Source organism: Sphingopyxis sp. CR5, from assembly GCF_059693785.1.
This window is the reverse complement of record NZ_JCATIE010000005.1, coordinates 156,338-176,741: the sequence shown is the minus strand read 5'-3', so window position 1 is coordinate 176,741 and position 20,404 is coordinate 156,338. Positions and strand designations below refer to the sequence as shown.

At 66.4% G+C, this 20,404-nt stretch carries 15 protein-coding genes; 5 read left to right on the top strand and 10 right to left on the bottom strand.

The window, feature by feature from the left end; genetic code table 11:
- Positions 1 to 40 precede the first annotated feature (40 nt).
- Entirely contained in the window at positions 41 to 2,620 is a 2,580-nt protein-coding gene (clpB, locus tag AC58D2_RS09570) for an ATP-dependent chaperone ClpB (RefSeq protein WP_497389675.1), read from the top strand.
- 59 nt (positions 2,621 to 2,679) lie between these two features.
- Here the strand turns inward: clpB and AC58D2_RS09565 are convergent, their stop codons facing one another.
- From AC58D2_RS09565 to xseA, 5 genes are all read right to left on the bottom strand, one after another.
- Positions 2,680 to 2,940, bottom strand: coding sequence for a hypothetical protein (locus tag AC58D2_RS09565; RefSeq protein ID WP_497389673.1), 261 nt, complete (start codon positions 2,938 to 2,940; stop codon positions 2,680 to 2,682).
- Positions 2,941 to 3,059: 119 nt separating this feature from the next.
- A complete protein-coding gene (locus tag AC58D2_RS09560; protein WP_497389671.1) occupies positions 3,060 to 6,053 on the bottom strand; it encodes a TonB-dependent receptor domain-containing protein in 2,994 nt (997 codons plus the stop codon).
- Between the two features lie 273 nt (positions 6,054 to 6,326).
- On the bottom strand, positions 6,327 to 7,271 hold the full coding sequence (locus AC58D2_RS09555; RefSeq protein ID WP_497389669.1) for a M23 family metallopeptidase: 945 nt from the start codon (positions 7,269 to 7,271) through the stop codon (positions 6,327 to 6,329).
- Positions 7,268 to 7,480 (bottom strand): DUF2093 domain-containing protein, encoded by a 213-nt coding sequence (locus AC58D2_RS09550; protein ID WP_497389667.1) that lies wholly within the window; start codon positions 7,478 to 7,480, stop codon positions 7,268 to 7,270. Before AC58D2_RS09550 ends, AC58D2_RS09555 begins: the two co-directional genes overlap by 4 nt.
- 79 nt (positions 7,481 to 7,559) lie before the next feature.
- Entirely contained in the window at positions 7,560 to 9,014 is a 1,455-nt protein-coding gene (xseA, locus tag AC58D2_RS09545; protein ID WP_497389665.1) for an exodeoxyribonuclease VII large subunit, read from the bottom strand.
- On the opposite strand from xseA, the gene purD reads away from it, so the two are divergent.
- On the top strand, positions 9,013 to 10,290 hold the full coding sequence (purD, locus tag AC58D2_RS09540; protein WP_497389663.1) for a phosphoribosylamine--glycine ligase: 1,278 nt from the start codon (positions 9,013 to 9,015) through the stop codon (positions 10,288 to 10,290). The two genes, xseA and purD, sit on opposite strands and share 2 nt — an antisense overlap.
- Positions 10,291 to 10,402: 112 nt before the next feature.
- Complete coding sequence (locus tag AC58D2_RS09535; RefSeq protein ID WP_497389661.1) at positions 10,403 to 10,978, top strand: helix-hairpin-helix domain-containing protein; 576 nt, start codon at positions 10,403 to 10,405, stop codon at positions 10,976 to 10,978.
- 190 nt (positions 10,979 to 11,168) lie between these two features.
- Here AC58D2_RS09535 and AC58D2_RS09530 read toward each other — a convergent pair whose 3' ends face one another.
- Positions 11,169 to 12,494, bottom strand: coding sequence for a hemolysin family protein (locus AC58D2_RS09530; protein WP_497389659.1), 1,326 nt, complete (start codon positions 12,492 to 12,494; stop codon positions 11,169 to 11,171).
- Positions 12,495 to 12,695: 201 nt separating this feature from the next.
- Between AC58D2_RS09530 and AC58D2_RS09525 the strand changes: the two genes are divergently transcribed.
- Positions 12,696 to 13,385, top strand: coding sequence for a YiaD family glycine zipper/OmpA-like lipoprotein (locus tag AC58D2_RS09525; RefSeq protein ID WP_497389657.1), 690 nt, complete (start codon positions 12,696 to 12,698; stop codon positions 13,383 to 13,385).
- A 728-nt stretch (positions 13,386 to 14,113) separates the two neighbouring features.
- On the opposite strand, the gene trhO is transcribed toward AC58D2_RS09525, so the two are convergent.
- The 3 genes from trhO to AC58D2_RS09510 all read right to left on the bottom strand — a co-directional run bounded on the left by trhO (position 14,114) and on the right by AC58D2_RS09510 (position 17,414).
- A complete protein-coding gene (gene trhO, locus AC58D2_RS09520) occupies positions 14,114 to 14,878 on the bottom strand; it encodes an oxygen-dependent tRNA uridine(34) hydroxylase TrhO (protein ID WP_497389655.1) in 765 nt (254 codons plus the stop codon).
- A gap of 51 nt (positions 14,879 to 14,929) precedes the next feature.
- The gene (locus AC58D2_RS09515) at positions 14,930 to 16,927 is read right to left on the bottom strand and encodes a GMC family oxidoreductase N-terminal domain-containing protein (RefSeq protein ID WP_497389653.1); all 1,998 of its coding nucleotides are present in this window, start codon (positions 16,925 to 16,927) and stop codon (positions 14,930 to 14,932) included.
- 70 nt (positions 16,928 to 16,997) lie between these two features.
- Positions 16,998 to 17,414 (bottom strand): MerR family transcriptional regulator, encoded by a 417-nt coding sequence (locus AC58D2_RS09510; protein ID WP_497389651.1) that lies wholly within the window; start codon positions 17,412 to 17,414, stop codon positions 16,998 to 17,000.
- 67 nt (positions 17,415 to 17,481) lie between these two features.
- Here AC58D2_RS09510 and AC58D2_RS09505 point away from each other — a divergent pair, with 67 nt between their 5' ends.
- On the top strand, positions 17,482 to 18,147 hold the full coding sequence (locus AC58D2_RS09505) for a cation efflux transmembrane domain-containing protein (protein ID WP_497389649.1): 666 nt from the start codon (positions 17,482 to 17,484) through the stop codon (positions 18,145 to 18,147).
- A gap of 17 nt (positions 18,148 to 18,164) precedes the next feature.
- On the opposite strand, the gene AC58D2_RS09500 is transcribed toward AC58D2_RS09505, so the two are convergent.
- Positions 18,165 to 20,258: a malate synthase G gene (locus AC58D2_RS09500; protein WP_497389647.1), complete on the bottom strand. Its 2,094-nt coding sequence runs from the start codon at positions 20,256 to 20,258 to the stop codon at positions 18,165 to 18,167.
- Positions 20,259 to 20,404 lie beyond the last annotated feature (146 nt).

Sequence of the window (20,404 nt, the reverse complement as noted above, 5' to 3'; positions counted from 1 at the left end):
TGGCAACACTATCTCTGGTGACGAGAAAGGGGGTTAGTCCATGAACCTCGAAAAATTTACCGACCGCGCCAAGGGCTTCCTGCAGGCGGCGCAGACGATCGCGATCCGCATGAACCATCAGCAGATCGCCCCCGAACATATCGCCAAGGCGCTTCTCGAAGACAATCAGGGCATGGCGGCCGGGCTGATCCAGCGTAGCGGCGGCGATGCCGCACGCGCGGTGCAGGGCCTCGACGCGCTGCTGGGCAAGCTGCCCGCCGTCTCGGGCTCGGGCGCGCAGGCGACGCCGGGCCTCAACAACGACGCGGTGCGCCTGCTCGACCAGGCCGAACAGGTCGCGACCAAAGCCGGCGACGGCTATGTCACCGTGGAACGACTGCTGCTCGCGATGGTGCTCGCAAGCACCACGCCGGTCGGCAAGGCGTTCGCCGACGCCGGCCTAAAGGCCGACGCGCTCAACACCGCGATCAACGACCTGCGCGGCGGACGCACCGCCGACACCGCTTCGGCCGAAGACCGCTACGAAGCGCTCAAGAAATTCGCCCGCGACCTCACCGACGTCGCGCGCGAAGGCAAGCTCGACCCCGTCATCGGCCGCGACGAGGAGATCCGCCGCACCGTGCAGATCCTCGCGCGCCGCACCAAGAACAACCCGGTGCTGATCGGCGAACCCGGCGTCGGCAAGACCGCGATCGCCGAAGGGCTCGCGCTGCGTATTGCCAATGGCGACGTGCCCGACAGTTTGAAGGACCGCCGCTTGCTCGCGCTCGACATGGGCGCGCTGATCGCGGGCGCCAAATATCGCGGAGAATTCGAGGAGCGGCTGAAGGGCGTGCTCGACGACGTCAAGGCCGCCGAGGGCGAGATCATCCTGTTCATCGACGAGATGCACACGCTTGTCGGCGCGGGTAAGGGCGAGGGCGCGATGGACGCCTCGAACCTGCTCAAGCCCGCCCTGGCGCGCGGCGAACTCCATTGCATCGGCGCAACGACGCTCGACGAATATCGCAAATATGTCGAAAAGGACCCGGCGCTCCAGCGGCGCTTCCAGCCCGTCTTCGTCGGCGAGCCGACGGTCGAGGATTCGATCTCGATCCTGCGCGGTCTCAAGGAAAAATACGAGCTGCACCACGGCGTGCGGATCACCGACGGCGCGATCGTCGCCGCGGCGACGCTGTCGAACCGCTACATCACCGACCGCTTCCTGCCCGACAAGGCGATCGACCTGATGGACGAGGCCGCAAGCCGCATCCGCATGGAGGTCGAATCGAAGCCCGAGGAGATCGAGACCCTCGATCGCCGCATCATCCAGATGAAGATCGAGGAATCGGCGCTCGGCAAGGAAAGCGACGATGCGTCAAAGGACCGGCTCGCCAATTTGCAGTCCGACCTCGCGAACCTCGAACAGCAATCGGCCGAACTGACGCAAAGGTGGCAGGCCGAAAAGGACAAGATCCACGCCGAGGCGAAGATCAAGGAACAGCTCGACGCGGCGCGCGGCCAGCTCGAACAGGCGCAGCGCGCCGGCGACCTCGCAAAGGCGGGCGAGCTCAGCTACGGCACCATCCCGACCCTCGAAAAGCAGCTCGAGGAACCACAGGCGGTCGCCGGAAACGCGATGCTGCGCGAAGAGGTCACTGCCGACGACATCGCCGCAGTGGTCAGCCGCTGGACCGGCATACCGGTCGACCGGATGCTCGAGGGCGAGCGCGAAAAGCTGCTCGGCATGGAGGCGCAGCTCGGCAAGCGCGTAATCGGGCAGGACGAGGCCGTCCGCGCGGTGTCGACCGCGGTGCGCCGCGCGCGCGCCGGGCTACAAGACCCCAACCGGCCGCTCGGCAGCTTCCTCTTCCTCGGCCCCACGGGCGTCGGCAAGACCGAGCTGACCAAGGCGCTCGCGCGCTTCCTGTTCGACGACGACAATGCGATGGTCCGCATCGACATGTCGGAATATATGGAAAAGCACAGCGTCGCGCGGCTCGTCGGCGCGCCTCCGGGCTATGTCGGCTACGAGGAAGGCGGCACGCTGACCGAAGCGGTGCGGCGCAGGCCCTATCAGGTCGTGCTGTTCGACGAGGTCGAAAAGGCGCATGGCGACGTGTTCAACATCCTGCTCCAGGTGCTCGACGACGGGCGCCTGACCGACGGACAGGGACGTACGGTCGACTTCACCAACACGCTGATCATCCTGACCTCGAACCTCGGCAGCCAGGCGATCGCCGCGCTGCCCGACGACGCGCCGGTCGAACAGGCCGAGCCCGCGGTGATGGAGGTGGTGCGCAGCCACTTCCGGCCCGAGTTCCTGAACCGGCTCGACGAGATCGTGCTGTTCCACCGCCTGGGGCAACAGCATATGGGCGGGATTGTCGATATCCAGGTTGCGCGGGTGCAGAAACTGCTCGCCGACCGCAAGGTCACGCTCGACCTGACCGACGCGGCGCGCGCCTGGCTCGGCCGCGTTGGCTACGACCCCGTCTACGGCGCGCGCCCGCTTAAGCGCGCGGTGCAGAAATATCTGCAAGACCCGCTCGCCGACCTTATTCTCAAAGGCGAGGTCAAGGACGGATCGACGGTGAAAGTCGACGAAGGCGACGGTGCGTTGGTGCTGACGCCGGAGTGATGAACGCGACCACGTAGCGCACCGGCTCCGCGAGCGGCAGGGCCGCGTATCTCGACTTATTAGTCGCGGCTCGCCCCGACCATCGAACGCGAACGCTCCATAGCGCGCGTGCGATCGATATCGGCCTGACCCTGGGCGGCGAGGGCATCCCATTCGGCCTTCGTGTGGCAGACACGGCGTGCCATGATCGATCCGGTCGATTGCTGCTTGCGGCAGATTTTCTTTTCTGCGGCGGGCTTGTCGCCGTCGGGTTTTTCACCGGCGGTCGCCGCCGCCGGAGCCGCCGCCAGCATGGCAGCGATGGAGAGAAGACGAATCATCTACGGAAGCTCCTTGGTTCGGATCGCCATGTTCGGCGGTCCGGCCAAAAAAATGGGCGACCCCGAACGGGGCCGCCCATCTTTCTATAGAGCTTGGACGGAAAGTCCAAGGCCTTGATTTAGAAGTCAACCTTCGCGCCAATCCGGAAGTAGCGACCCATGATATTCGGGCCCGCCCATGCCGGGTTGTACTGGAAGATTCCATATGCCGCGCTCGGATCATAGGGAGGCTTCTTGTCGAGTAGGTTCAGGACGTTCGCATAGATGGTGAATTTGTCCTGAATCTTGTAGCTCATGGTCATATCAAGATTCCAGGTTGCCTTCGTCCGGCAGCTGACCGGCGTCCCGTCGGGGTACGTCACCACCGAAGCACCAACGCTGGCGGCACAATCGCCCTTGACGCCAGCATAGTCGATCGACGCAAGGTCATAACCGCTGGTGTAATAGGCCGTGAGCGACGTCGCGAAGTCTCCGATCTCGAAGGTGTTCTGCCAGCTACCGCGCCATTTGGGCGACCCGGAGCAGGACGTCACGTCGCACGGGCTGAGCGTGCCATCGTAACGCTGAACACTACCCTCGATCGTTTTCGAGAATTTGATCAAGTACGACGCATCGAACGAGCTCGTCCAGGTCAGGTCGTCGGTCAGCGGCATCTGAAGATTGGCCGCGAAGTCGAGGCCCGACACCGTCTGCGAATCGTTGTTCTGGAACGAATACTGGATGAATCCCAACAGCGGCAGTGCACCCGGGTTGGCATTGTCGGGCGCACCCGGCAGCACCGTGACACCCGGAATGTCCACAACCCCGTTATTGGCGTAGTACAGGTCCGGAATGCCCGAATAGTCCACACCGCCGATGATGTCTTTGACCTTGATGTGGAAATAATCGACCGAGAAGCTGATGCCGCGACGCGGCTCGACCAGGATACCAGCGGTCCAACTCGTCGATTTTTCAGGATCGAGGTTCGGGTTGCCCACCGAAGTCAGACCCACCGAATAGGGCTGCGTCGCATAAGCGTTGCCGCCATGCGCCGCGATGAACGCGGCCTGATCCGGGTCGTCCGGGTCCAGCGTGAACGTCACATAGCCGGTGGTCGGCAGGCCATAGGCTTCGTTGAAGCTCGGGATACGGAAACCCTTCGACCAGGTACCGCGAAGCAGAACTTCCGGAATCGGGGTGAAAGTCACGCCAAATTTCGGCGAGAAATTCTTCTGGCCCGACGAATAATCGTCGTAGCGGCCGCTCGCGCTCAGCTCGACCTGATCGACGACGGGAGCCGACAGTTCGTAATAAGCAGACTTCACGTTACGGCTGCCTTCCGCGCCAACCGCGTTGACGATGAAATAGCGGTCGTAGGGCGAGGTCAGATTTTCCGGGTTCGCCGACGGATTGTTAAGCGATTCATGACGATAGGCCACGCCCGCCGCGACGCTGAGCGGACCGCCCGGAAGCTCGACCAGATCCTTGGTCAGGACAGCCGACACCTGCCACAGGTCGGACGTCGAACGGGTCCTGTTTTCCGGCGAGATATAGTCGCGGATTTCCTGCGAGTTCGATGCCGGATCGAGGAAGTTATAGGAACCGTCGGCGACGACGTCCCAAAGACGTCCCGGGATAATGTAATTGCGTTGAACGATGTCCAACTGAACCTGCGATGCCGTTGCATCGAGTTGATAGCCCCAGCCATCACCGAATGTGCCGCTGATCCCGATCGCGCCACGCAGGCTGCGCGCCTTGCTGTAGATTTCGCGCTCGCGGTCGTAGTTCGATAGAACCTGCGCACGCAGGCCATCAGCAGCGTAGGGGTTGTTCGGATTGAGCACACCATTGGTAGCATCGCATCCGGTGTCCAGCATGGTCAGCGAGCCCACGCCATCGGCGCAGACGTAAACCGGCAGATACAGGCTCGATGGCTGCGCAAAACCCTCCGGGTTAGGCGGCGGCAGCGTACGAGCGAACGAACTCGGCTCGCCAGTCGTCGTCGTTTTCACCTGATAATAATTGGCCGTCGCGTAAAATTCCGCACTATCGCCAACCTTTGCGGTGAAGCGGCCCGAAAAACCGAGGCGCTCTTGCTCAGGCTGCAACTGCGAATAGAGCGCACGCTGATCATAGGAGCACTGAACCGTGCCGCCAGCACTGGCACTCGCACCTACGGGAACATTGACTGCTGTCAGGTCGCGACAACCGTCAGCCGGATTCAGGATCTGGAACAATCCTGCGGAACTGCCGTCGTCATTGACCGGGCGGGCAACAGGAACGGTGGTCGCGAATAGACCGTTAAAGAAATCCCCCGTTACCGCGTTGCGTGCTGCGCTGCGACGACAAACGACTTCGCCACCACTATTTTCACCGCAAATGCGGCTGTAGTCGGACGTGTTATAAGGATAGCCGCGATCGCGCGCCCAGAGCGCTCCCTGGCGTTGATATTCGGCGTTGACATAGAAGTTGTAGCCGTCGCCTTCGAGATCACCATAACCCCAAGTCGCGTCGATCCGCTGCTCCGGCGCATCGCCGCGCTGCGAGATGCCAACCGAACCATTGAGGTGCAGCCCTTGAATTTCCTTCTTGGTGATCACGTTGACCACACCGGCGACCGCGTCGGCGCCATAGGTCGACGACGCGCCGTCACGCAGCACGTCGATACGCTCGATGATCGAGCTCGGGATCACGTTGAGGTCGACGAAGTTGCGGTGACCGTCATCCGCGAGCGGATAGGGAGCCATACGAACGCCGTCGAAAATCGTCAGCGTGGCCTGAACGCTCAGGCCGCGCAGCGAGACTGCGTTCGCACCGGTGGCGAAGTTCGACCCCGTGTTCCAGCCCTGCGTAATCGTGCCAGCACCATTGGCCGATAGACGCTGCACCGATTCGGCAACCGTATTCAGGCCGCGCTTTTCCAGCGTATCGGCGCTGAGCACAGTGACCGGCGATGCCGTTTCCGTGTTGGTACGACGCAGAATCGAACCGGTGACGACGATGACGTCATCGCCCGAGCTCGCGCCGTCGTCATCCGGCGCATTTTGCGCAAAGGCGGGAGCCGAAACCAGCGCGACACCCAAAACGACGGGCGCGACGCTCAATTTCAGCTTCGAAAAATGGGTTTTCTTCACAGTGCAGTCCCTTGCTACTGGTGGCTGAATTACCTGGATGAATTGCGCGCGCAGACTGAATCGCCCGCGACACCAGACACCCCGATGGCGCTCGGGATGACCCTTCATTCATGTTGAGTAAAGGGATTTCCCCTTTGTTTCTGCGGTTTCCGAACCGATTGTGACGTATTTGCAACATCGCCGAAAGCGAGCGCAACACTCGGTCTCGCGCCTCGTCATTTCGCGAAATTTTGTTTCAATGGTTACGATTGTGCAGCGCAGCCAAGGCGAGAATCAGCGGGGCATCGGTCCCGCGAGCGTGCCGGGGTCGAGCCGCGCGTCGCGCCACTTCAGCCCCCAGTGAAGATGCGGCCCGGTCGCGCGTCCCGACTGCCCGACGGTGCCCAGCCTTTGTCCCTGCACCACCCGGTCGCCGACCTTCACGTCGAGGCTCTGGCAGTGGAGGAACGCACTGTTCAGGCCCATGCCGTGATCGACGATCAGCAAATTGCCCTCGAGCGTGAAGGGCGTCGTCGCGGCGAGCGTCACCACGCCGTCGGCGGGCGCATAGAAGGGCGTGCCGGCGGGCACGGCGACGTCGGTGCCGCCGTGATAGCTGCCCGGCTTGCCCTGATAGACGCGCTGCGATCCGAAAAAGCCCGACAGCCGCCCCGTCGCGGGCCAGCGGAATGGCTGGCGCCAGCCGTCGACATCGTGATCGACGCGCCGCGCTTCGGCGATCTGCGCGAGTTCGGCGGGCCGGCGGCGCTGGAACTCGGCATCGCTCGATGCGCCGCCACGATAGGGGGCGTTGATGTGCTCGATACGCCAGTCGCCGGCGGCGATGCTCAAATCGCGCTCGACCCGGCGCCCGTCGGCCAGCGTCGCGACCAGGCGCTCGCCCGTCGGCGCATCGCGATCGAAGGCGATCAGGAACCCGCCGTCGGCGGCGAAGGGAATGGCCTTGCCATCAAATGTCAGCGTGCGCGTCGTTTCGGGGACCCGGCCGATCAGCATCCCGCCCTGCACCGGCGTCCCGCGCAAGATGGTGAAATCGGCGTCTGCGGGCGCGGCCGGTGGCGGGGTGGGCGGCGCGACGGGCGGCGGCGCGGGGGCGGGGCGCACGACCGGTGCCGGGGCCGGCTCGACGGGCGCCTCTGCCGCGGGGACGCAGCTCGCCAGCACGGCCAGCAGCGGCAGCGCGGATGCGTGGCGAAGCCCGGCGCGCCGCGACCTCATGCCTTCGCGGCACCGCCCAGCGCCGCCTGCACCGAAATCGCGGCGGTGGCATAGGGCTCCTGCCGCGACACCGACCAGTAACGCAGCTCGTCGAGACCGATCGGTACCCCGGTCACCGCGCACAGCACATGGTCGCCCGGCGACAGGATGCGATAGCCGTTGGGGCCATATTCCAGGCGGGCGAGGCGATTGCGGCTGGCGATCAGCATGATTTGAAATCCATTGGACGAAGCGGGAACGGGATTGCGACTATAACAGCATCGGCGCGCGCGGCCACCCCGTCCGCCGTCAGAACAATTCCCCCTGCCCTTTTCCCGGCGCTGCGGGAACGGCCTTGCGCCCCGTCGCCTTCGGCTGGGCCGGCGGCGGCGCGGCGCCCTCGACCGCCACGGGAACGTCGCCGTCGGCGAACTGCAGGCGCATATGTCCCGCCGCCCGCGCCGCGGCCGAGGTCGCGACGATCGCACCGTCGGCGTCGCGCACCATAGCATAGCCGCGCGAGAGCAGCGCGCGCGGGTCGAGCGACACCAGCAGCCGGGCCAGTCCCTCGATCTTCGCCCGGTCGCGATCCCAGCGCCGTCCCAGCAGCGACGGTCGCAGCGCCGCCGCCCGCGTCGCGACCCGCTCGCCGAGCACGTCGAGCCGGTGGCGCTGGCAGCGGTCGAGCCGGTCGCCGGCGTCGTCGAGCCGCTGGCGCTGCGGCGCATAGAGCGCATCGCGGCGCGGCAGGTGACGGGCGAGCGCGGTCAGCCGCTCGCGGCCGAGCGCCTGGTGCCGGCTCGCCGCGCCCGCCATCCGCCCGCGCCAGGTCGCGAGCTGCGCCGCGAGTTCGGCGCGCACCGGCACCGCCATCTCGGCCGCCGCGGTCGGAGTCGGCGCGCGCACGTCGGCGGCATAATCGGCCAGCGTAACGTCGGTTTCATGTCCGACCGCGCTGATCGTCGGGATGCGGCACTCGGCAATCGCGCGCACCACGGCTTCCTCGTTGAAAGCCCACAGATCCTCGATGGAGCCGCCGCCGCGCGCGACGATCACCAGGTCGGGGCGCGGGACCGGTCCGCCCGTGGGGAGCGCATCGAATCCGCGCACCGCGCGTGCGACTTGCGCGGCGGCGCCGTCGCCCTGAACCAGCACCGGCCAGACGATCACATGACTGGGGCACCGATCGGCAAGCCGGTGCAGGATGTCGCGAATCACCGCCCCGGTCGGCGAGGTCACGACGCCGATCGTGCGCGGCAGAAAGGGCAGCGCCTGCTTCCTGGCCTGGTCGAACAGCCCCTCCGCGCCCAGTCGCGCCTTGAGCTTGTCGAAGAGCAGCATCAACGCGCCCTCGCCCGCGACCTCCAGGCTTTCGACGACGAGCTGATATTTGGAACGGCCGGGATAGGTGGTCAGCTTGCCGGTCGCGATCACCTCGATCCCGTCCTCGGGACGAAAGGCGAGTCGCGCCGCCTGCCCCTTCCACATCACCAGGTCGATCAGGGCATTGTCGTCTTTCAGACCCGCGTAGAAATGTCCGGACGCCGCACGCTTCGCGCCCGACAGCTCGCCGCGAACGCGCACCCGTGCGAACCCGCTCTCGACGGTGCGCTTGATCGCCGCCGACAATTGGCTCACCGACAGCGCCGGTGCCCCGTCGCCGGACGGCGACCCACTCAATTGATTGTCGTGGGTCCCCGCCTCGGCTAACAGCCGCGCGGGCGTGTCGTCATCGGACGCCGGATCGGGAAAAGGAACTGACATGAATATCCTGCTTGTGGGCTCGGGGGGCCGCGAACATGCACTCGCGTGGCAGCTCGCACAATCGCCGAGCTGCGACAAGCTTTATGCCGCGCCGGGCAATCCGGGGATCGAGCTGCACGCCGAATGCCTGCCCGTTGCCGCCGACGACCTCGACGGGCTGCTGACGCTGGTGCGCGTCCACGGGATCGAGTTCGTCGTCGTCGGCCCCGAAGCGCCGCTCGTCGCGGGGCTCGCCGACCGGCTGCGCGAAGCGGGAGTCGCGGTCTTCGGCCCCGGCGCCGCGGCGGCGCAGCTCGAAGGATCGAAGGGTTTCACCAAGGATCTGTGTGCGCGCGCGGGCATTCCGACCGCCGCCTATGTCCGCTGCACCTCGGCGGACGAAGCACATGCGGCGCTCGAGGGGTTCGATATCCCCGTCGTGATCAAGGCCGACGGTCTGGCCGCGGGCAAGGGCGTGATCATTGCCGAAACGCGCGAAGCGGCCACCGCCGCGATCGACGACATGTTCGCCGGCGCGTTCGGCGGTGCGGGCGCCGAAGTCGTCATCGAGGAATTTCTGACCGGCGAGGAAGCGAGCTTCTTCGCCCTCTCCGATGGCACCGGCGTTATCGCCTTCGGCAGCGCCCAGGATCACAAGCGCGTCGGCGAAGGCGACACCGGCCCGAACACCGGCGGCATGGGCGCCTACAGCCCCGCGCCCGTGCTGACCGATGCGCTTGAGGCAGAGGTCATGGACCGCATCATCCGCCCGACCGTTGCGACACTGGCGGCCGACGGCACGCCCTATGTCGGCGTGCTCTTCGCCGGGTTGATGCTGACCGGCGAAGGACCGAAGCTGATCGAATATAATTGCCGCTTCGGCGATCCCGAATGCCAGGTGTTGATGATGCGCTTCAAGGGCGATTTTGCGGCACTCCTCCATGCCGCCGCGACCGGCGACGTGACGCGCGCCGAACCGCCGCACTTTGCCGCCGACTATGCGCTGACCGTCGTGATGGCCGCGAACGGCTATCCCGGAACCCCCGAAAAGGGCGGCGCGATTCGCCGGATCGCCGATGCCGAAAAAGGCGGGGTGCGCGTTTTTCATGCGGGCACGGCGCGTGCCGACGGAGCGATCGTCGCCGCGGGTGGACGCGTGCTGAGCGTCACCGCGACGGGCAAGAGCGTCACCGAGGCCGGGGCGGCCGCCTATTCGGCGCTCGACCGCATCGACTTCCCCACCGGCTTCTGTCGCCGCGATATCGGCTGGCGCGAAATCGAGCGCGAAAGCGATTGAGACAGGCCCCGGCGCCGTCCTGGCGCGGCTGAACCGGCTCGGGCTGGACCCGGCGCCAGCCAGCCGATAGGCTTGAAACACGGTGGGGCACCCGCAGGACAAGGGGATATTGATGACTTGGCTTCAGGACAACTGGATCGTCGCGCTGATCGCGCTGATCGTGGTCATTGCGCTCGTCTGGTGGCTTCTCGCGCGGCGCAAGCCCGAAGAGATGGCGCCTCCGTCGGTCGAACCGGCGAAACCCGCAAAGCCGCTCGAACCTGCGAAACCCGATATCGTTGCCGCCGAACCCGCCTTCAAAAAGGCGCCCGTCGCCGCGCCTCCTCCGGCGCCCGCGCCGGTCGCGAACACGCCGCCGCCACCCACCCCGGCCGAGGCAGCGCCTCCGGCCCCCAGGCCCGCGCCCGAACCCGCCCCGCCCGCCTCCCCCGCGGCACCGGCCGACAATCTTCAGCTGCTCAAGGGCGTGGGGCCGAAACTTGCCAAGCTGCTGAACGATCTCGGCGTCAGCCGCTTCGAACAGATCGCCGGCTGGACCGATGCCGACATTGCGGCGATCGATCCCCAACTCGGCAATTTCGCCGGCCGGATCGTTCGCGACAATTGGGTCGATCAGGCGAGCTATCTCGCCCGCCGCGACAAGGCGGGGTTCGAGGCCAAATATGGGGCGCTCGGCGGCGAGCTCTGATCGCCTGGATAGTCCCGGTGCGGCATCGCGTCGTCATTGTGCGAAGCGCAGCGACGAAGCCATCTCCAGCGATCGTCGCACCGGACCCGCTCGCCGAGGGCTGCTTCGCTCCGGCCGGGATAACGGCCGGCCGGCTTTGCTCCGGGTGTGACGAAAGGCGGCCAATGCACCTTCGCCTAGGGTCAGGACCCTAGTCGCTTTCGGTCTCGCTCTCTGGCCGCCGGACTTCGCTGACCAGCAGCTTGTCGATCTTGCGGCCGTCCATGTCGACGATCTCAAAGCGCCAGCCGCGATCGGTGAAGCTCTCGCCTTCCTTGGGCAGATGCTTCAGGATTGCGAGCGCGTGGCCCGCCGCGGTCGCATAGTCGCGGTCGTCGCCCAGCTCGATCCCCAGCCGGTCGGCCATCTGGTCGGCGGGCATCGACCCGGCGATCAACAGGCTGCCGTCCTCGCGCTCCGTGACAAAGGGTTCGCTGCCGATATCCTGGTCGGAGGCGAATTCGCCCGCGATCGCGGACAACAGGTCGGCGGGGGTCACCAGCCCTTCGAAATGCCCATATTCGTCGTGGACGAACAGCATCGGCACCTCGGCGCCGCGCAGGGTTTCGAGCGCATCCATCGCGTCGATCTGGTCGTGCATCACCGCCGCGCGGCGCATCAACCGTTCCAGGTCGAGCGGCTCGCCGCGGAACAGCGCGGCGGCGATGTCGCGCGCCTGGACGACGCCGACGATGTCGTCGACCGAACCGCGCGCGACGGGAAGCCGCGTGTGGGGCGTTTCGAGCAGTTTCGCGCGCACCGCGTCGGCATCGGAGGCGATGTCGATCCAGTCGACGTCGGTTCGCGGCGTCATCACCTCGCGCACCGGGCGGTCGGCAAGCCGCACGACGCCCGAGATGATCGCGCGCTCGCTTTCCTCGATAACGCCGGATTTCGAGGCTTCGGCGACGATCAGGTGCAATTCTTCGGCGGTGACCCGGTCTTCCGATTCGCGGCTGAGGCCGAAGAGGCGAAAGACGAGCGCCGAACTCGCGTCGAGCAGCCAGACGAGCGGCGCGGCGATGCGCGACAGCCAGAGCATGGGCAGCGCCATCGTCGTCGCGATACGCTCCGGCGCGCGGAGTGCGAATTGCTTGGGAACCAGTTCGCCGGCGATCAGCGAGGCATAGGTGGTCAGTCCGATCACGACCGCAAAGCCCGCGGTGCGCGCGGTACCGGGGTCGAGGTCCAGCCAGGCCTGGAGCCGGTCGGCGACCGGCTGCCCCAGGCTGGCCCCCGAATAGGCGCCGGCAAGGATACCGATCAGCGTGATTCCGACCTGCACCGTCGACAGGAACCGTCCGGGATCGGCGGCCAGCTGGCGCGCGAGCGCGGCGCCGCGGCTGCCGCGCTTTTCGGCCGCCTGCAACCGCGGGCCACGCGCCGAAACGATCGCAAGTTCGGACATGGCGAACACGCCATTCAGCAGGATAAGGACCGCGATGATCGCGACGTCCGACCAGGGAAAGGGGGTCATGGGCGGCTCAGCGGGCGCGCGTGCGCCGGGCCCCTGCTAGGATCGGTCATCGCGCTCCTATAGGGCAAAGCCGCGGCGATGCACAATGGCCGGCGCTCAGCGGGCGTTCAGGAAGATTTTGGAACCAGATGCGCGGCCAGATGTTATCGCCATGGATGATGGCGCGCTGGACCAGCGCCATCGCAATAGGGAGCGACACGAATGAACAGCAGGACGATCAAGCTCACCACCATCGCCGCCATGGGCGCGCTCGCGCTCGGCGGCTGCGTCACCGACCCGGTGACCGGAGAGAAGAGGATTTCAAAGGCCGCGATCGGCGGCGTCGGCGGCGCCCTTGGCGGCTATCTGCTCGGCGACCTGATCGGCGGCAAGAACAGCCGGACCGAGGAAATCGTCGGCGCGGGCATCGGCGCGGTCGCCGGCGCGGGCGTCGGCTATTACATGGACCAGCAGGAAAAGAAGCTGCGCGAACGCACCGCAGGCACCGGCATCGACGTCGAGCGCCAGGGCGACCAGCTCGTGCTCAACATGCCCGGCGACGTCACCTTCGACACCAACAGCGCGGTGGTGAAAAGCCAGTTCCGCAGCGCGCTCGACAGCGTGGCGTCGACCCTCGGTGAATATCCGAGCACCTATATCGACATTTACGGCCACACCGATTCGACCGGCAGCGACAGTTATAACCAGGGCCTGTCCGAACGCCGCGCGGCGTCGGTCGCCGACTACCTCTCCAGTCGCGGCGTCCAGCGCGCCCGCATGGCGACGCTCGGCTACGGTGAATCGCAGCTCAAATGCGTCCCCGAAACGACCGAAACCGACCGCCAGTGCAACCGCCGCGTCGAAATCCGCATCGCGCCGGTGACTCAGTCGGACGTCGCCAACGCGCAATAACGTCCCCTCCCGTGGACAATGTCAGGGCGTCGCCGCAAGGCGGCGCCCTTTCCTTGTGGGCAACCAACCCGTTTACCAACGCGGCAGCTTTGGGGGTGGGACGCGGACTATCCGCTATCCGTCATCCCGGCAGGCCGAGATATCACCCTAACGGTTTTACGCACCGGCGAGATCCCGGCCTGCGCCGGGATGACGTTGGAGTAAGGGACCGCAACCGCTCGACCTCTGCCATCGTCGCGGGCCAGGTCCGCGTCGTCGTTTCAAAGTTCAGTAAAGTTCAGCCTTGTGCAGCCGCCGGCCGGGCGCGTTCGGCGACCACGCCGCGCCGGCTCCCGCCCGCATCGGTAAACCGGGCCGTGACCGCCTTTATCCACCGAATGAAAGAGCCGAAACGAAGGCTGACACAGGCGGACAATGTAGGACAGCATTTTTTTTGCGTCGGATGTCCGGATTGGGGTGGAGAGTGGATGGTCAAAATCCTCCCCACTTGTGGGGAGGTGGCAGCGCGGAGCGCTGACGGAGGGGGCTGGTGTCCTTCCGCGGCGCGTCAGGCCGACGGCCCCCTCCACCACCGCCTTCGGCGGCGGTCCCCCTCCCCGCAAGCGGGGAGGATTCGACGGCCGCAATCGGCCGTTTTGGGTCGTTCCGGGCAAATCGGCAGAGATCGTTCTGTTTGGGATGGCGAACGGTCATAAAGCCGCCTGCTCTTCAAGGGAGGAGGGAGGCTTTCAAGTCTCTCTCGACTCCGGCTCGCCGGGACCGCTGTCGTTCACCTCGCCGACCTCGACAAGGGCGTGCCCGACGCTGACCCGCTCGTCGAAAACGAAGCAGCTGCCGTGCCACCGGCTCTGTGCTTCGGGCACCTGTTCCAGATAGGCCAGGATGCCGCCCTTCAGGTGGACGACGTCGGCGACGCCTTCGCTCTTCAGAAAGGCGGTCGACTTTTCGCAGCGGATGCCGCCGGTACAGAACATCGCGATGCGCTTGCCCGCGAATTCGGCGGCATGGTCGCGCCACCAGCCCGGAAAATCGCCGAAGCTTCTGGTCTGCGGATTCACCGCGCCATCGAAGCTGCCATAGCCGACCTCGAAATCGTTGCGCGTTTCGATCACGACCGTATCGGGGTCGTCGATCACCGCGTTCCAGTCGGCGGGCGCAACATAGGCGCCGACCTCGCGCGCGGGGTCGATCCCCGGCACCTTCATCGTCACGATTTCCTTTTTCAGCCGGACCTTCATCCGCTGGAACGGCATTGCGGCGGCGGTCGAATATTTGACGTCCAGCTCGGCACAGCCCGGCAGCGCGCGAATATGGTCGATCGCCGCGGCCACGCCCGCCCTGCTGCCCGCGATCGTGCCGTTGATCCCCTCGCGCGCGAGCAACAGCGTGCCCTTCACCTCCTGCGCCCGGCAAAGCGCGAGCAGCGGCTCGCGGAGCGCGGCCGGCGTGTCGAACGGCGCAAAGCGATAGAGGGCGGCGACGGTGAAGGTCATCGCGGCGGCCTTTAGCCGCTTGCCCCGCCCAAAGTCGAGATGCCGGGCGCCCTACCGGAACGGATCGCCCCGACCCGTCGCATAGTGCGCCATAGCCATCGTCGTCCATTGGGCGTTGACGCGGATGCAGCTGGGAAAGACGCTCGCGTCGGTGACGAGGACGTTGGTCGTCCCGTGGACCCGGCAATCGGGATCGACGATGCCGTGCGCGGGGTTTTCGTTGATCGCATTGCCGCCGTGCGGATGGCTGCTCGACAAGGTGACGTCGTCGGCCTCGCCGATCGCATCCTCGAAAAAGGCGTCGATGTCCATGTCGGGGGTCACCACCTGCCCCCTCGCCAGCGCCGGATAGCATTCGAGCGCGCCGGCGGCGAAATGCACCTTGGTCAGCGTCGCCATCGCGCGGCGCAGCACCGGCAGGTCCTGGGCATCGTCCAGCCGGAATTTCAGCTTGCCGCCGTCGACATGCCCGCGCCGGTCGGCGGGGAACAGGATGCCGGCCGAATGGACGCGCCCGTATCGCTTCATCCGGTCCTGATGCGCGGCAAACCAGCCGGGCATCAGCGAGGCCATCGACATCGGCGGCTGGAAATGGCTTTCGAGCAGGAAATCGCCGCAGTCGACATAGCTCGACATCTGGTCCTCGTCCCACGCATCGCCGCCCACCCCGTCGGGCATCAGCGCGACCACCGGCGACGCGACGTTCAGCGACACCCGCTTGCCGGTCCCGTCGATGTCGCTGCGGTCGAGCAGCTTCGACGAAGCGATCGTCCCCGCCGCGACGATCACCCCGACGCGCGCGCGCACCAGCGTCTTCGATCCGTCGGGCAGTATCAGCCGGACCGCCTCGGCCTCGCGCCGGCCGTCGATCGCGGTCTGCCAGACGATCTTGTCGGCCTTCGTCCCCGCGATGATCCGCGCGCCGTGGTCGCGGCACGCGTCGGGCAAATAGGTCTGCGCCATTCCCAGCCGCCGGCCATAGGCGCAGCCCGAGTTGCAATAGCCGCAATAGGCACAGGCGGTCGGCGTGTTCGGCGGCCCGAAATTCTTGGCGAACCAGTGCGACACCGCGCGCTGGTCCTTCGGGTCGGGCGATCCCGCGGCATAGGCGACCCACCCGGTCATCAGGTGCGGGCCGTTGTGCCGCCCGCTGCGCGGCTCGATCTCGGCGATGCCGAGCCGCGCCTTCACCGCGTCATAGCTCGCGTGAAAGGCCGCGGCGTCGATCGGCGCCCCCATCGCGGCCCACCGCGCCAATATGTCGGGCGCGTCGGGATGGGTGCGCCCCGCCTCGTTGACGCGCAGGCAGATGCCGTTGTTGATCGTCGAAGACCCGCCGACGCAGCGCCCCTGGAACACGACGAAATCGCGATTGGTCGAGGTTTGCAGCGCGCCATGCTTGTAAAGCTGTGCGATCATGTCGAGTTCGTGATGGGTGATGCGCGGCGAGGGATAGAAGGGGCCCGCCTCGACGATCAGTACCTTATAGCCCTGCGCCGCGACATTATGCGCCGCAATCGCGCCGCCCGCCCCCGACCCGACGACGATCACGTCATATTCCTGTTCGAGCTCGGCGGCGCCGATCACGTGCGACGGATCGATCTCGCGCCCGTCGACCCGCGTAATCGGTATTTCGCCGGGGCCGCGCTGGCGGAATTTGGGCAGGGTAAAGCCGATCTGGGCATGGACCGGGTTCGCGGCATTGTCGTCCTGATCGCCGGGCTGCCAATGGCCGTAGTAGCAGGCATAGATGATCCCGCGCAGCCGCCCCATGTCCTGGAACAGGTCGAAGCTCGTATTCTGCAACCGGTCGCGGATGCGCTCGACACGCGTTTCGACACTGACCAGCGCGAACAGCGGGCCGAGCGCGACCTCGGTCAGGGTCAGCGACAGGCGGATCTCGTCGAGTTTGGTGCCGCCGACCTTCGCGAACAGGTCGCACACGTTGGCGACGACCTGATCCGCCGAAATCGCCATGTCGGCGCCGTGGAACAGCGCCTCGGTCAGCGCCTTCAGAAATTTGAGTTGCCCGAAATTGAACGGTGCCATCGCCCTGCCCCCTTTGCCAAGCGACCGATTTTTTCGCGACTGTCCGGATTTGCGGCGCCGAAGGCAAGCCCTAACTCGCGGACGCGCGCCCGTCCCCGGGGCTCAATGCTTCGATAATGCCGCAATCGGCAACCACGCCGCCACGGCACGAGCGGACGAGCGCGCCGAGTTCGCGGCGCAGGGCCTCCAGGTCGGCGATCTTGTCCTCGACCTCGCGCAGATGTTCCTGCGCCAGCGCATCGACCTTGGCGCAGTCGCGCTCACCGTCGCCGGCAAGCGCCAGCAGCGCGCGCACCTGATCGAGCGAAAAGCCCAGCGCGCGGGCGCGGCGGATGAACGACAGGCGATCGACCGAATCGCGGCCATAGACCCGGTAATTGCCTTCGGTGCGATCCGGCTTCGCGAGCAGCCCGATCCGCTCGTAATAGCGGATCGTTTCGACCTTCGTCCCCGTCGCCCTGCCCAGATTTCCGATCGTCCATGCCATGCTCTTGACCCTGTAGTCGCTACAGGGTCCATATAGGGCATCGCATCGCAGGAATCGAGGTGACGATATGGCAGGTGGATGTTGCGGCGCGCCAGAGGCGCCCGCCCCGAACGACAAGGCATGGCGGCGCGTGCTGTGGATCGCGCTGGCGATCAATGCGGGCATGTTCGCGGTAGAGATTGCCGCGGGCGTCTCTGCCAGGTCCGCCGCGCTTCAGGCCGACGCCCTCGATTTCCTGGGCGACAGCGCCAATTATGCGATCAGCCTGGGCGTCGCCGGCATGGCGCTGCACTGGCGGGCCCGCGCCGCGCTGTTCAAGGGGATTTCGCTGCTGCTGCTCGGCGCCTGGGTGCTGGTCAGTACCGTCTGGATGGCGGTAAGCCGCACGCTGCCCCATGCCGAAACGATGGGCGTCATCGGTACCCTGGCACTCGTTGCCAACGTCGTCTGCGCGGTGATGCTGTGGCGGCACCGCGAGGGCGACGCCAACCGCCGCTCGGTGTGGATCTGTTCGCGCAACGACGCCATCGGCAATATCGCGGTCGTCGCCGCCGCGCTCGGCGTGTTCGGCACCGGAACCGGCTGGCCCGACATCGTCGTCGCGGCGACGCTCGCGGCGCTGGGGATCAGCGGCGGGTGGCAGATCGTCCGCCACGCCCGCGCGGAACTGGCCGAAGAACGGCGGAATGACGACACGTGCGAAACCCCGGCCTGGGATTCGGGGCAAGCCTGACCGCGATCCGCCGCCGGTCAGGCCGCCTTTTTCGCCTGCCGATATTTGTGCAGCAGCGGTTCTGTATACCCCGACGGCTGCTCCACCCCTTCGAAGATCAGCGCGCGCGCCGCCTGCCAGGCGATGCCGTCGGGCGTCAGCGGTTCGTAAAGCGGATCGCCGGCATTTTGGGCATCGACCTTTTTCGCCATCCGCGCCAGCGCGGCGTCGACCTGATCGCCGGTGCACACGCCGTGGAGCAGCCAGTTGGCAAGCGCCTGGCTGGAAATCCGCAACGTCGCTCGGTCCTCCATCAATCCGACATCGTCGATGTCGGGCACCTTTGAGCAACCGACCCCCTGATCGATCCAGCGCACGACATAGCCCAATATGCCCTGGCAATTATTGTCGAGTTCACGCGTCACCTCGGCCTCGCTCCAGTTGCGCCCTTCGGCGACCGGGATGGTCAGCAGGCGCGACAGCGCGGGCACCGCCTCGCCCGCAATCTCCCGCTGCCGCGCGAACACATCGACCTGGTGATAGTGCAGCGCGTGCAGCGTCGCAGCGGTCGGCGACGGGACCCAGGCGGTGTTGGCGCCCGATTTCGGATGGCCGATCTTCGCCTCGAGCATCGCGCGCATCAGGTCGGGCATCGCCCACATCCCCTTGCCGATCTGCGCCTTGCCGGACAGGCCGCACGCCAGGCCGATGCGGACATTGCGATCCTCATAGGCGGCGATCCAGTCCGACGCCTTCATCTCGCCCTTGGGGATCATGGGGCCGGCGCGCATCGAGGTGTGGATCTCGTCGCCCGTGCGGTCGAGGAAGCCGGTGTTGATGAACACGATCCGGTCCTTCACCGCCTCGATGCACGCGGCCAGGTTCGCGCTGGTGCGCCGTTCCTCGTCCATCACCCCGACCTTGATCGTGTGACGCGCCAGGCCCAGCATATCCTCCACCGCATCGAACAACCGGTTCGTGAAGCCGCACTCCTCCGGCCCGTGCTGCTTGGGCTTGACGATATAGATGCTGCCCGCGCGGCTGTTCGTCAGGCTGCCGAGCCGCTTCAGGTCGTGGAGCGAACACAGGCTGGTGATCACCGCATCGCACAGTCCCTCGGGCGCCTCGCCGCCATCGCGCAGCCGGATCATCGGTGTCGTCATCAAATGGCCGACGTTGCGCACGAACATCACGCTGCGCCCGTGCAGCGTGAACGGCTCGCCGCCGGGCGAGGTCCATTCGCGGTCGACATCCATCCGGCGCGTGACCGTCCGGCCGCCCTTGTCGAAGCTCTCGACCAGATCGCCGCGCATCAGGCCGAGCCAGTTGGCATAGCCCAGCGTCTTGTCCTCGCCGTCGACCGCCGCGACGCTATCCTCCAGATCGATGATCGTCGTCAGCGCCGCTTCCAGGACGACGTCGGCAATGCCCGCGGGGTCGCTCGCGCCGATCGGGCTGTCCCTGTCGATCGCCAGTTCGATATGCAGGCCGTTATGGCGCAGCAGGATACCGCCCGGCTTGCTGCCCACCCATTGCGACGGGTCGGCGAGCACGGGCTCGCCGCCCTGCCAGTCGGCCCAGCTGCCCGATGCCAGCGGCACCGCCTCGTCGAGGAAGGCCTTGGCGCGGGCGATCACCGCCGCCCCGCGCTCAGGGTCATAGCCTCCGGCCTTCGCCGGCGGCGCGTCGAGCGCATCGGTGCCGTACAGGGCGTCGTAGAGGCTGCCCCAGCGCGCGTTGGCGGCGTTGAGGGCGAAGCGCGCGTTGAGCGCGGGCACGACGAGCTGCGGTCCGGCCATCGTCGCGATCTCGGGATCGACAGTCTCGGTACCGATCGCAAAGGGCGCGGGTTCGGGCACCAGATAGCCGATTTCGCGCAGAAAGGCTTCATAGGCATCGGCATCGTGCGGCCGCCCCGCCTGTGCCTCGTGCCAGGCATCGATCCGGGCCTGCAAATCCTGTCGCTTCGTCAGCAGCGCCGCATTTTCGGGTGCGAATTTGGCGAGCAGGCCGGCAAAATCCGACCAGAAACGATCGCTCTCGACTCCCGTCCCCGGAAGCGCCTTTTCCTCGATGAAGGCGACGAGACGCGAATCGACGGACAGGCCGTGGCGGTCGAGGAAATCAGTCATGCTATACCCTTTGGTCGGCGCGGATTGCGCGATGGGACCCGGGGAGGAAAGGGCCGCCGCCCTATGCCGCGAATGACCGGCGAAGGCAATGCCCTCCCTCGCCGGCCGTGGCGGTGCCGTTCGGGTTAGCCGTCCGCGCGAACGCC